Annotated in this window: 7 protein-coding genes; 6 read left to right on the top strand and 1 reads right to left on the bottom strand. The window is 55.7% G+C overall.

The genetic code is table 11. The features are described from left to right. Positions 1-221: 221 nt before the first annotated feature. From rpoB to tuf, 6 genes are all read left to right on the top strand, one after another. Complete coding sequence (gene rpoB, locus Mag101_RS14850) at positions 222-4,295, top strand: DNA-directed RNA polymerase subunit beta (protein ID WP_077406719.1); 4,074 nt, start codon at positions 222-224, stop codon at positions 4,293-4,295. A 123-nt stretch (positions 4,296-4,418) separates the two neighbouring features. Further along, complete coding sequence (gene rpoC / locus Mag101_RS14845) at positions 4,419-8,648, top strand: DNA-directed RNA polymerase subunit beta' (RefSeq protein WP_077406716.1); 4,230 nt, start codon at positions 4,419-4,421, stop codon at positions 8,646-8,648. A gap of 260 nt (positions 8,649-8,908) precedes the next feature. Continuing rightward, a complete protein-coding gene (gene rpsL, locus Mag101_RS14840) occupies positions 8,909-9,283 on the top strand; it encodes a 30S ribosomal protein S12 (protein ID WP_077406714.1) in 375 nt (124 codons plus the stop codon). A 126-nt stretch (positions 9,284-9,409) separates the two neighbouring features. Beyond that, the gene (gene rpsG / locus Mag101_RS14835) at positions 9,410-9,880 is read left to right on the top strand and encodes a 30S ribosomal protein S7 (RefSeq protein ID WP_010130334.1); all 471 of its coding nucleotides are present in this window, start codon (positions 9,410-9,412) and stop codon (positions 9,878-9,880) included. A gap of 120 nt (positions 9,881-10,000) precedes the next feature. Further along, the gene (gene fusA, locus Mag101_RS14830; protein ID WP_077406711.1) at positions 10,001-12,109 is read left to right on the top strand and encodes an elongation factor G; all 2,109 of its coding nucleotides are present in this window, start codon (positions 10,001-10,003) and stop codon (positions 12,107-12,109) included. 42 nt (positions 12,110-12,151) lie between these two features. Then, positions 12,152-13,345 (top strand): elongation factor Tu, encoded by a 1,194-nt coding sequence (tuf, locus tag Mag101_RS14825; RefSeq protein WP_077406707.1) that lies wholly within the window; start codon positions 12,152-12,154, stop codon positions 13,343-13,345. 81 nt (positions 13,346-13,426) lie between these two features. Here tuf and Mag101_RS14820 read toward each other — a convergent pair whose 3' ends face one another. Further along, positions 13,427-13,903 (bottom strand): aminoacyl-tRNA deacylase, encoded by a 477-nt coding sequence (locus Mag101_RS14820; protein WP_077406704.1) that lies wholly within the window; start codon positions 13,901-13,903, stop codon positions 13,427-13,429. Between the last annotated feature and the right edge of the window lie 140 nt (positions 13,904-14,043).

The following is a 14,043-nucleotide window of genomic DNA, read 5'->3' as shown; positions in this document are numbered from 1 at the left end:
CGTTTGCGGCATGGGGCTTTTCCCGCCACTGGTGAGGAGCAGGTCGCAGAGTAAACGGCAAACAAACCGAGAGGTTTGTGCACAGAGTGGTATGTTTTTTGGTCAGCCCTTAAAGCGTAGCGCAATGTGCAGAGACTTCTCGCCCGGATGGGCTGCGTAACGTCAGGTTGCTGACCGTAGCTCTGATGAAGTCTTGTCACCGATCAAGCTGGGGAATATGAATGGCTTACTCATACACTGAGAAAAAACGTATCCGCAAGGATTTTGGCAAACTGCCTAAGGTCATGGACGTGCCTTTCCTGCTTGCGATACAGCTGGACTCGTATCGCAAATTTACGCAGGCCGACACGCGCCCGGATGAGCGTCTGGATATCGGCCTGCAGGCGGCGTTCAAGTCTGTATTTCCAATTGTCAGCTATTCTGGCAATGCCGCACTGGAATATGTGAGCTACACCCTCGGCAAGCCTGCCTTTGATGTAAAAGAGTGTACCCTGCGTGGCGTTACTTACGCGTGCCCGCTGCGTGTGCGCGTTCGTCTGATTATTTACGATAAAGAATCTGCGAATAAGTCCATTAAGGACATTAAAGAGCAGGAAGTGTACATGGGCGAGATTCCGCTCATGACTGAAAACGGTACCTTCGTAATCAACGGTACCGAGCGTGTCATCGTGTCTCAGTTGCACCGCTCCCCGGGTGTATTCTTCGACCACGATAAAGGTAAGACACACTCTTCCGGTAAACTGCTGTACGCCGCGCGGGTAATTCCTTACCGTGGCTCATGGCTCGACTTCGAGTTCGACCCGAAAGATCTTGTGTATGTACGTATCGATCGTCGTCGTAAACTGCCGGCGACTATTCTGCTACGCGCACTGGGTTACAGCTCGCAAGAAATGCTGGAAATGTTCTTCGAATCCAGCACGTTCAATCTCAACGATGAGACTGTCAGTCTCGAACTGATTCCTTCTCGCCTGCGTGGTGATGTTGCGTCCTTCGACATTAAAGACGGCAGCGGCAAGGTGATCGTTGAAGAAGGTCGTCGTATTACACCGCGTCACATCCGCCAGCTGGAAAAAGCCGGTGTAGAAAAGCTGGAAGCGCCGATTTCCTACGCCTACGGCCGCGTGTTGGCCCACGACGTCATCGATGAAGCGACCGGTGAAGTGGTTGTCGAGGCTAATGCCGAGATCACTGAAGAAGTGATCACCAAGCTGCGCCTGATGAATGTTGACAGCTTCAACACTCTCTATACAAATGATCTGGACTGCGGTCCGTTCATTTCTGACACTCTGCGCGCCGATCCTTCCCGCACCGAGCTGGAAGCGCTGGTAGAAATCTACCGCATGATGCGCCCGGGCGAGCCGCCCACCAAAGAGTCTGCAGAATCCCTGTTCGAGAACCTGTTCTTCTCCGACGAGCGTTACGACCTGTCTGCGGTAGGCCGCATGAAGTTCAATCGCCGTTTGGGTCGTGCGGACGAGACCGGTGAGGGCACCCTGAGCAAAGACGACATCGTTGATGTTCTGAAAACTCTGATCGAGATCCGTAACGGTCGCGGCATGGTCGACGATATCGACCACCTGGGTAACCGTCGCGTGCGTTCCGTGGGCGAAATGGCCGAAAACCAGTTCCGTGTTGGTCTGGTACGTGTTGAGCGCGCGGTGAAAGAGCGTCTGTCCATGGCGGAATCCGAAGGCCTGATGCCGCAGGATCTGATCAACGCCAAGCCGGTTGCCGCTGCGGTTAAGGAATTCTTCGGTTCCTCCCAGCTGTCTCAGTTTATGGACCAGAACAACCCGCTGTCGGAAGTGACCCACAAGCGCCGTGTTTCTGCACTGGGCCCGGGTGGTCTGACCCGTGAGCGTGCGGGCTTCGAGGTGCGAGACGTACACCCGACCCACTACGGTCGCGTATGTCCGATTGAGACGCCGGAAGGTCCGAACATTGGTCTGATTAACTCCCTGGCGACCTATGCCCGTGCCAACCACTACGGCTTCCTGGAAAGCCCGTACCGCAAGGTTGTCGACGGCAAGGTAACTGACGAGATCGAATACCTGTCTGCGATTAACGAAGCCAACTACGTCGTTGCACAGGCTTCCGCAGAAGTAGATGAGAACGGTCGCTTCACCGATGACCTGGTAAGCGTGCGTCACCAGTACGAATTCACCCTGAAAGCGCCGGAAGAGATCCAGTACATGGACGTTTCCGCCCGTCAGGTTGTGTCTGTGGCTGCGGCAATGATTCCTTTCCTGGAACACGATGATGCGAACCGTGCACTCATGGGTTCCAACATGCAGCGTCAGGCGGTGCCGACTCTGCGCGCCGACAAGCCGCTGGTAGGTACTGGCATGGAGCGCACCGTAGCGCGCGACTCCGGCGTATGTATCGTTGCCAAACGCGGTGGTGTGATTGAGCGTGTGGATGCCAGCCGTGTAGTTGTACGTGTACACAACGACGAAGTAGAAGCCGGTGATGCGGGTGTGGATCTGTATGGTCTGACCAAGTACACCCGCTCTAACCAGAACACCTGCATCAACCAGCGCCCGATCGTGAAGACCGGTGACGTGGTTGCGCGCGGCGATATCCTTGCCGACGGTCCTTCTGTCGACCTGGGTGAGCTGGCGCTGGGCCAGAACATGCGCATCGCGTTCATGCCCTGGAACGGTTACAACTTTGAGGATTCCATTCTGGTATCCGAGCGCGTGGTACAGGAAGACCGCTTCACCACCATCCACATTCAGGAACTGACCTGTATTGCCCGTGACACCAAGCTGGGCAGCGAAGAGATCACCGCGGATATTCCCAATGTGGGCGAGTCTGCGCTGAACAAACTGGATGAGTCCGGCATCGTGTACATCGGTGCGGAAGTGGGCGCTGGTGACATCCTGGTTGGTAAGGTGACGCCGAAAGGTGAAGCCCAGCTGACCCCGGAAGAAAAACTGCTGCGTGCGATCTTCGGTGAGAAAGCCTCTGACGTTAAAGACACTTCCCTGCGTGCACCTTCCGGCACCCGCGGTACTGTGATCGACGTACAGGTCTTCACCCGCGACGGTCTGCAGAAAGACCAGCGCTCTCTCGCTATCGAGAAGGCGCAGCTGGACGAAGTACGCAAGGATCTGAACGAAGAGTATCGCATTGTTGAAGGCGCGACCTTCGAGCGTCTGGCGGCTGCTCTGGAAGGCGAGAAAGTTGCTGGTGGCAAAGGCGTCAAGAAAGGCGACGTTCTGAACGCTGAGATCCTGTCCGAACTGCCGCGCGAAGACTGGTTCAAACTGCGTATGGCAGAAGAGAGCCTGAACGAGCAGCTGGAAAAAGCGGAAGCTCAGCTGAGCGATCGCCGTAAGCTGCTGGACGAGCAGTTCGAAGACAAGAAGAAGAAACTGGAATCTGGCGACGATCTGGCGCCGGGCGTACTGAAAATCGTCAAGGTATACCTGGCGATCAAACGTCGCATCCAGCCTGGTGACAAGATGGCCGGTCGTCACGGTAACAAAGGTGTTATCTCCGTGATCAAGCCGGTGGAAGACATGCCGTACGACGAGAACGGTGAGCCGGTAGACGTGGTTCTGAACCCGCTGGGTGTTCCGTCTCGTATGAACGTTGGTCAGGTTCTGGAAATGCACCTGGGCATGGCGGCGAAAGGCCTGGGCGTGAAAATTGATCGCATGATCAAAGAGAAACAGGAAGCGGCGAAGATCCGTGGTTTCCTGGAAGACGTCTACAACTCCACCGGCGGCCGCAAGGAAGAGCTGGACGAGCTGTCTGATGAAGAAGTGCTGTCCATGTCCGAAAACCTGCGTCGCGGTGTACCCATGGCGACTCCGGTATTCGACGGTGCCGCAGAGCCCGAGATCAAGAAGCTGCTGCGTCTGGCTGACATCCCGGATTCCGGCCAGATCACTCTGTACGATGGCCGTACCGGTGATGCCTTCGAGCGTCCGGTAACCGTTGGCTACATGTACATGCTGAAGCTGAACCACCTGGTAGACGACAAGATGCACGCGCGTTCTACCGGTTCTTACAGCCTGGTTACCCAGCAGCCGCTGGGTGGTAAGGCGCAGTTCGGTGGTCAGCGCTTCGGTGAGATGGAGGTGTGGGCACTGGAAGCATACGGTGCTGCTTACACCCTGCAGGAAATGCTCACGGTCAAATCCGATGACGTTGAAGGTCGTACCAAGATGTATAAGAACATCGTGGATGGTGACCACCGCATGGAACCGGGCATGCCCGAATCCTTCAACGTACTGGTTAAAGAAATCCGCTCGCTCGGCATGAACTTCGAGCTGGAAAACGAATAACACTGGTATTAATCGGATTTAGTAGACAGAGACCGGTGGTGGCCCGCAGCAATGGCCACCACCGGCCCTCCCGGCCCCAGAGGCAGTTGGCCGGGAAGACTACCCCCTAGTGGAGGAAAGGCCTTGAAAGATTTGTTAAACCTGGTGAAAGCCCAGGATCAGCTCGAAGAATTTGACGCTATCCGTATCGGTCTGGCATCCCCGGACACGATTCGCTCCTGGTCCTACGGCGAAGTGAAAAAGCCGGAGACCATCAACTACCGTACGTTCAAGCCAGAGCGTGAAGGTCTGTTCTGTGCCAAGATTTTTGGCCCGGTAAAGGACTACGAGTGCCTGTGCGGCAAGTACAAGCGCATGAAGCACCGCGGCATCATCTGTGAGAAGTGCGGCGTTGAAGTAACCAAGGCGAAAGTACGCCGTGAGCGTATGGGCCACATCGAGCTGGCCAGCCCGGTTGCGCACATCTGGTTCCTGAAGTCCCTGCCGTCCCGTATCGGCCTGCTGCTGGACATGACCCTGCGCGACATCGAGCGCGTACTGTACTTCGAATCTTACGTTGTGACCGATCCGGGTATGACTACCCTGGAGCGTGGCCAGCTGCTGAACGATGAGCAGTACTTCGAAGCGATGGAAGAGTTCGCCGATGAGTTCGAAGCAAAAATGGGTGCGGAAGCCATCCAGGAGCTGATGAACGACATCGACCTGCCTCAGGAAATTCAGCGTCTGCGCGAAGAGATTCCGGCAACCAACTCTGAAACCAAGATCAAGAAGCTGTCCAAGCGCCTCAAGCTGCTGGAAGCCTTCTACAAGTCCGGCAACAAGCCGGAGTGGATGATCATGCAGGCTCTGCCGGTTCTGCCGCCGGATCTGCGCCCGCTGGTACCTCTGGACGGTGGCCGCTTCGCGACCTCTGACCTGAACGACCTGTACCGTCGCGTGATCAACCGTAACAACCGTCTGAAGCGTCTGCTCGAGCTGAACGCGCCGGACATCATCGTGCGCAACGAAAAGCGTATGCTGCAGGAGTCTGTGGACGCACTGCTGGATAACGGCCGTCGCGGCCGCGCCATTACTGGCTCCAACAAGCGCCCGCTGAAGTCTCTGGCAGACATGATCAAAGGTAAGCAGGGCCGTTTCCGTCAGAACCTGCTCGGTAAGCGTGTGGATTACTCCGGTCGTTCCGTGATCGTGGTAGGTCCGACCCTGCGTCTGCACCAGTGTGGTCTGCCGAAGAAAATGGCCCTCGAGCTATTCAAGCCGTTTATTTTCGGCAAGCTGGAAGCTCGCGGCCTGGCAACCACCATCAAAGCGGCCAAGAAAATGGTCGAGCGCGAAGAAGCGGTGGTATGGGACATTCTCGACGAAGTCATTCGCGAGCACCCGGTACTGCTGAACCGTGCACCGACTCTTCACCGTCTGGGCATCCAGGCATTTGAGCCGGTACTGATTGAAGGTAAAGCGATCCAGCTGCACCCGCTGGTGTGTGCGGCGTACAACGCCGACTTCGACGGTGACCAGATGGCGGTACACGTACCGCTGACCATTGAAGCGCAGCTGGAATCCCGCGCGCTGATGATGTCTACCAACAACATCCTGTCACCGGCAAACGGTGAGCCGATCATCGTCCCGTCTCAGGACGTGGTACTGGGTCTGTACTGGATGACCCGTGAGCGTGTAAACGATAAAGGCGAAGGCATGTCCTTCTCTGATATCAAGGAAGTCAGCCGTGCCTTCTACGCCAAGCAGGTTGGCCTGCAGGCGAAGATCAAGGTTCGTATCGACGAGACCGTGATCGGTGAAGACGGCGAGAAACAAGTAACCCGTACCGTATACGACACCACTGTCGGCCGCGCGCTGCTGTGGAACATCGTACCGGAAGGCCTGCCATTTGAGCTGGTTAACCAGCCGATGAAAAAGAAGGCGATCTCCCGCGTACTGAACGAGTGTTACCGTAAGGTTGGTCTGAAGGCCACCGTTATCTTCGCTGACCAGCTGATGTACACCGGCTTCGACTTCTCCACCAAGTCCGGTTCTTCCATTGGTGTGAACGACTTCGAGATCCCGGCAGCCAAGGCTGACCTGATTGCGACTGCAGAAGCGGAAGTAAAAGAGATCGAAAGCCAGTTTGCCTCCGGTCTTGTAACCGCGGGTGAGAAATACAACAAGGTAATCGACGTTTGGTCTCGTACCAACGACAAAGTTACCCAGGCGATGATGGCCGGTATCAAGAAAGAGCCGGTTGTGGATCGCGAGGGTAAGGATACCGAGCAGGACTCCTTCAACTCCGTATATATGTACGCTGACTCAGGCGCACGGGGCTCTGAAGCGCAGATTCGTCAGCTGGCCGGTATGCGTGGCCTGATGGCGCGTCCAGATGGCTCGATTATCGAAAACGCCATTACCGCGAACTTCCGTGAAGGTCTGAGCGTACTGCAGTACTTCATCTCGACCCACGGTGCTCGTAAAGGTCTGGCGGATACCGCACTGAAAACCGCGAACTCCGGTTACCTGACCCGTCGTCTGGTAGACGTGGCGCAGGATGTGGTAATCACCGAAATCGATTGTGGTACCGACGAAGGTCTGACCATGACGCCGGTGATCGAGGGTGGTGACGTTATTGAATCCCTGGGTGACCGTATCCTGGGCCGAGTGGTTGCGCGCGACGTAGCCAAGCCTGGCAGTGAAGAAATCGCTGTGCCGGCCGGCACCATGATCGACGAAGCCTGGGTAGAGCGTATCGAGGGCATGGGCATCGATGAGGTTATGGTGCGTTCCGCCATTACCTGTGAGACGGCTCACGGTATCTGTGCACAGTGTTACGGCCGTGACCTGGCGCGCGGTCACCGCGCGAACCCGGGTGAGTCTGTGGGCGTTGTTGCCGCACAGTCCATTGGTGAGCCGGGTACCCAGCTGACCATGCGTACCTTCCACATCGGTGGTGCGGCTAGCCGTGCTTCTGCGGCGGACAGTATCCAGGTGAAACAGGGCGGTACCGTACGCCTGCACAACCTGAAGACCGTGAAAACCGAAGCGGGCAACCTGGTTGCGGTATCTCGTTCCGGTGAGCTGGCGGTTGCCGACCCTGCCGGTCGTGAACGTGAGCGCTACAAGCTGCCTTATGGTGCGATCATCAGCGTTGACGAAGGTTCCAGCATCGACGGTGGCCAGATCGTGGCCAAGTGGGATCCGCATACTCACCCGATCATCACCGAGGTTGCCGGTTGGGTGAAGTTGTCCGGCATGGAAGACGGTCTGTCTATTCGCAAGCAGACTGATGAAATCACCGGCCTGTCTTCCATTGAAGTGATCGATCCGGCTGAGCGCCCGGCGGCGGGTAAAGACCTGCGTCCGGCTGTGACCCTGGTGGACGAGAACGGTGAAGAGCTGACTCTGGCCAACTCCAACGCACCGGCGCACTACGCACTGCCGCCGCGCGCGATCCTGAGCCTGAAAGACAGCGACAAGGTGAACGTTGGTGATGTAATCGCACGTATTCCGCAGGAATCCGGCGGTACCAAGGACATCACCGGTGGTCTGCCGCGCGTTGCCGACTTGTTCGAAGCGCGTAAGCCGAAAGAGCCGTCCATCCTGGCGGAAATCTCCGGTACCGTTTCCTTCGGTAAAGAGACCAAAGGCAAGGTTCGTTTGCAGATTACCCCGCAGGACGGCAAGCCGCTGGCCAATGGCAAGGATCACTACGAAGTACTGATTCCGAAGCACCGTCAGCTGACCGTGTTTGAAGGTGAAACCGTAGCGAAGGGTGAGGTTATCTCCGATGGCCCGTCCAACCCGCACGATATTCTGCGTCTGAAGGGCGTGGAAGAGTTGGCGCGCTACATCACCAATGAGATCCAGGAGGTTTACCGCCTCCAGGGTGTAGGCATTAACGACAAGCACATTGAAACCATTGTGCGTCAGATGCTGCGTAAGGTTGAAATCCTCGAGATGGGCGACTCCGAGTTCATCAAAGGCGACCAGGTGGAATACCAGCGCGTGGTGGAAGAGAACGAGCGTCTGCGTGCCGAAGGCAAGCAGCCAGCTCAGTACGAGCGCCTGCTGCTGGGTATCACCAAAGCGTCTCTGGCGACCGAGTCCTTCCTGTCCGCGGCCTCCTTCCAGGAGACCACCCGCGTACTGACCGAAGCGGCGGTAACCGGTAAGGGTGACAACCTGCGCGGCCTGAAAGAAAACGTGGTAGTGGGTCGTCTGATCCCGGCCGGTACTGGCCTTGCCTACCACGCTGAGCGCAAGCGCAAGCGCACCCAGCAGCAGACTCAAGGCTTCGCCGAAGGTCCTTCTGCAGAAGAGGTGGAAGCGGCGCTGACCGAAGCCCTGAAATCTTCCGGGGAATAAGGTCAACGGAACGGAGTAGTCTGACCGCAAAGTTCTGCCTGTAAGGCGTCTTTCGGTCAGTTCCGGATCGCAAACATCAAGGAATGTGAGTGTTTACTTCGCTTGGTGGTTGACTCGGGGATGCGGCGTTTATAGAATGCGGCCCCCGCTAATGGGGTGCGATTGCCTGACGACCCTCGGGTTCGCCGGAATATCGCGCACTGACGATAGGCCCTCACTGCTGTAACTGGTGGGGGCGTTTTATTTTGGAGTGATTTTTAATGGCAACGATCAACCAGTTGGTTCGTAAGCCGAGAAAACGCAAAGTTGAAAAAAGCGACGTGCCTGCACTGCAAGCTTGCCCGCAGCGCCGTGGAGTTTGTACTCGTGTGTATACCACTACACCGAAGAAGCCGAACTCCGCACTGCGTAAAGTTTGTCGTGTGCGCCTGACCAACGGTTTCGAAGTAACTTCGTACATCGGCGGTGAAGGCCACAACCTGCAGGAGCACAGCGTGGTACTGATTCGCGGCGGTCGTGTTAAAGACTTGCCGGGTGTGCGCTACCACACTGTACGCGGTGCACTTGACTGTGCCGGCGTAAACGATCGCAAGCAGGGCCGTTCTAAGTACGGTGCCAAGCGTCCTAAGGCATAAACCTTAGGTTAATTTGCGTTTCGGTTTAACGAATAACCGGAGTAAGGCTGAGCTCGCCGATTTGTAGATGCTATTTATTAGCGAATGCGGCGGCATCTCAGAGTAACCCTGAAGAGAGGCAATTCCATGCCAAGAAGACGAGTAGTCGCCAAGCGCGAAGTACTGCCCGATCCCAAGTTTGGGAACGTGACTCTGGCCAAGTTCATGAACCATGTCATGATCTCTGGTAAGAAGTCTGTGGCAGAGAGCATCGTATACGGTGCACTGGATCTGGTTTCAGAAAAGCTGAACAAAGATCCGATTGAAATTTTTGAAGAGTCCCTGGAAAACATCGCCCCGATGGTGGAAGTAAAGTCCCGTCGTGTTGGTGGTGCTACTTACCAGGTACCGGTAGAAGTGCGTCCTGCACGTCGTACCGCGCTGGCAATGCGCTGGCTGGTAGATTTCTCCCGTAAGCGCGGCGAGAAGTCTATGGCCCAGCGTCTGGCCAATGAAATGATCGATGCTTCCCAGAACAAGGGCGGCGCGGTCAAGAAGCGTGAAGACGTGCACCGTATGGCGGAAGCCAACAAGGCGTTCTCTCACTATCGTTTCTAAGATAGTGGCGCTTCTAAGTCTGATGAATACACACATCGGAAATTAAAACCGAAAGGCAGCAGGGCCAGTTTTTTAACTTGGGGCCTAGCTGCCTTTTGCCGTTATATCGAGGATACAACTGTGGCACGTAAAACGCCTATCGAACGCTATCGTAATATCGGTATCTGCGCCCACGTAGACGCCGGTAAAACCACGACTACCGAGCGCGTACTGTTCTACACCGGTCTGTCCCACAAAATTGGTGAGGTGCACGAAGGCGCCGCAACCATGGACTGGATGGAGCAGGAGCAAGAGCGCGGTATTACCATTACCTCTGCAGCAACCACCTGTTTCTGGGCTGGTATGCAGCAGCAGTTTCCGCAGCATCGCGTAAACATCATCGACACCCCAGGACACGTTGACTTCACCATTGAAGTAGAGCGCTCCCTGCGTGTTCTCGATGGCGCGGTCGTTGTACTGTGCGGCTCTTCAGGCGTTCAGCCTCAGACCGAAACCGTATGGCGCCAGGCGAACAAGTACGAAGTACCGCGCATGGTATTCGTAAACAAAATGGACCGTGCCGGTGCGGACTTCCGCATGGTAGTGGACCAGCTGAAAGATCGCCTGAATGCGAACGCTGTACCTCTGCAAATGACCATTGGCTCTGAAGATGAGTTCAAGGGCGTTGTAGACCTGATCAAAATGAAAGCCATCCTGTGGAATGAAGATGACATGGGCATGACTTTCGAATACGGCGACATCCCGGCCGATATGCAGGACGAGTGCGAAGAAATGCGCGAGTTCCTGGTTGAAGCGGCTGCGGAAGCGACCGAAGAGCTGATGGAAAAGTACCTGGAAGAAGGTGAGCTGACCGAAGAAGAGATCAAGGCAGCAATCCGTCAGCGTACTCTGGCTAACGAAATCGTACCGGTTCTGGGCGGCTCTGCGTTCAAGAACAAGGGCGTACAGGCCATGCTGGACGCGGTTATCGAGTTCCTGCCAGCGCCGAACCAGGTTAAGGCAATCGAAGGTACTCTGCTCGACGCGGCTGAGACTGTTGAAACCCGTGAAGCTGACGACAATGCGCCGTTCGCTGCACTGGCGTTCAAAATCGCGACCGACCCCTTCGTTGGTACTCTGACCTTCTTCCGTGTTTACTCCGGTAAGCTGGAAAGCGGCACCGCGGTATACAACTCCGTGAAGCAGAAGAAAGAGCGTGTCGGCCGTATGGTACAGATGCACTCCAACGACCGTCAGGAAATCAAAGAAGTACTGGCAGGTGACATCGCTGCGGCCATCGGCCTGAAAGATGTGACCACTGGTGACACCCTGTGTTCTGAAGACGCCAAGATCGTCCTCGAGCGTATGGAGTTCCCGGAGCCGGTAATCTCCGTAGCGGTAGAGCCGAAGTCCAAACCGGACCAGGAAAAAATGGGTATCGCACTGGGCAAGCTGGCTCAGGAAGATCCGTCTTTCCGCGTTAAGACCGACGAAGAGACCGGCCAGACCATCATCTCCGGTATGGGTGAGCTGCACCTGGACATCATCGTTGACCGCATGCGTCGTGAGTTCAACGTTGAAGCCAACATCGGTAAGCCTCAGGTTGCCTACCGTGAAACTATCCGCAACACCTCTGAGATCGAAGGCAAGTTCGTTCGTCAGTCCGGTGGTCGCGGTCAGTATGGTCACGTTTGGGTGAAATTCGAGCCGGCAGAGGACGAGTCCGCTGAAGGTCTGGAATTCGTCAACGAGATCGTTGGTGGTGTAGTACCGAAGGAATACATCCCCGCAGTAAACAAGGGTATTGAAGAGCAGATGCAGAACGGTGTTCTGGCTGGCTACCCGCTGCTGGGCCTGAAGGCTACCCTGTACGATGGCTCTTTCCACGATGTGGACTCCAATGAAATGGCGTTCAAGATCGCGGGCTCCATGGCTACCAAGAAGCTGGCAGACGTGGGCGGTGCTGTACTGCTCGAGCCGGTAATGAAGGTAGAAGTGGTTACTCCGGAAGAGAACATGGGTGACGTAGTAGGCGACCTGAACCGTCGTCGCGGTCTGATCCAGGGCATGGACGAAAATGCGTCCGGTAAAGTTGTAAACGCGGAAGTGCCGCTGGCCGAAATGTTCGGTTACGCCACCGACCTGCGTTCTGCTACCCAGGGCCGTGCTACTTACACCATGGAATTCCTGAAGTATGCGGAAGCGCCGAAAAACGTCGCTGACGAAATCATTGCAAAGAACAAAGCTTAAGGCTTAGTCCCTTTAAAACTTTTTAGTTAGAGGATCCTGAAAATGGGAAAAGAAAAGTTTGAACGTTCCAAGCCCCACGTAAACGTGGGCACCATCGGTCACGTTGACCACGGTAAAACCACTCTGACTGCTGCACTGACTCGCGTATGTGCAGAAGTATGGGGCGGCGACGCTGTTGCTTTCGACGGTATCGACAACGCTCCGGAAGAGCGTGAGCGTGGTATCACCATCGCAACCTCTCACGTTGAATACGAGTCCCCGACCCGTCACTACGCGCACGTAGATTGCCCGGGACACGCCGACTACGTTAAGAACATGATCACCGGTGCTGCTCAGATGGACGGCGCTATCCTGGTATGTTCCGCAGCTGACGGCCCCATGCCGCAGACTCGTGAGCACATCCTGCTGTCTCGTCAGGTAGGTGTACCTTACATCGTGGTATTCCTGAACAAAGCCGACATGGTTGACGACGAAGAGCTGCTGGAACTGGTAGAGATGGAAGTTCGTGAACTTCTGGACCAGTACGAGTTCCCGGGTGACGACACTCCGATCATCGTTGGTTCTGCTCTGATGGCCCTGAACGGCGACGACAGCAACGAAATGGGTACTACCGCTGTTAAGAAGCTGGTTGAAACCCTGGACGAGTACATTCCGGAGCCGGAGCGTGCGGTAGACCAGCCGTTCCTGATGCCGATCGAAGACGTATTCTCCATCTCCGGTCGTGGTACCGTAGTTACCGGTCGTGTTGAGCGTGGTGTTATCAACACTGGTGACGAGATCGAGATCGTTGGTATCAAAGAAACCACCACTACTACCTGTACTGGTGTAGAAATGTTCCGCAAGCTGCTGGACGAAGGCCGTGCTGGTGAGAACATTGGTGCGCTGCTGCGTGGTACCAAGCGTGACGAAGTTGAGCGTGGTCAGGTTCTGGCTAAGCCGGGCTCCATCACCCCGCACACCAAGTTCGAAGCAGAAGTGTACGTACTGTCCAAGGACGAAGGTGGTCGTCACACCCCGTTCTTCAAAGGCTACCGTCCTCAGTTCTACTTCCGTACCACTGACGTAACTGGTGCGTGTGAACTGCCAGAAGGTACCGAGATGGTAATGCCAGGCGATAACGTTCAGATGACCGTTACCCTGATTGCGCCGATCGCAATGGAAGATGGTCTGCGCTTCGCGATCCGCGAAGGTGGCCGTACCGTTGGTGCTGGCGTTGTAGCTAAGATCATCGAGTAATATTTACTCTTGATCGAAAGCAAAAAAGCCGCGGCAGAAATGCCGCGGCTTTTTTTGTCTCTCATTTTTGTGTAACCGGGTTTACCACCAGTCCCGGCTTAAGTTGCAATGGCGACTGGTCGCCATAAGACGGTCGAAGTCCTCTCCATCCAGTGCCACCAGTGATTCATGATCGCCCGATTCCAGATAGATTGTGTCGCGACTGTCGAGTCCAGTATCAACCAATGTTGTCAGTCCGTATGCCTGACCGAGTGGTGGCAGAGCGCCGAGTTCGCAGTCGCTGAAGATGTTGCCGAATTCTGATTCACTCACCATTTCCAGCTGGTTGCGTCCCGTTTCATCGCGCACCGCGCGCATATCCAACCCGCTGCTTGCGGGTATGACCACCATTACCATGCCCTGCTCGTCCTTTAGCAGGATCGCTTTTGCCACCCGGTCTTCACGAACATCCGCTTTGTGCGCGCTTTCACGGCTGGTCGCGCTGTGTTCATGGGGAATCACCCGGTAGTGGACGGAATGGTTATCAAGATATCGACTGACAGTGGGTGCCATGGTCATGACGTATCCCTCCTGTTTAATGTATGACTGCCTCTACTGACAGTTTAGTTTGCCGCCGCCGGTCTTAAAGGGACATGTCCATCGTTGTATATGTCTATCCGCGATATGAACGGCGTTTTTGAACTGACAGAGGGGATTGG

This window comes from Microbulbifer agarilyticus (assembly GCF_001999945.1).
GTDB classification, from domain to species: domain Bacteria; phylum Pseudomonadota; class Gammaproteobacteria; order Pseudomonadales; family Cellvibrionaceae; genus Microbulbifer; species Microbulbifer agarilyticus_A.
Note: the sequence above shows the minus strand (reverse complement) of the source record. Positions and strands in the feature narration are given on the sequence as shown.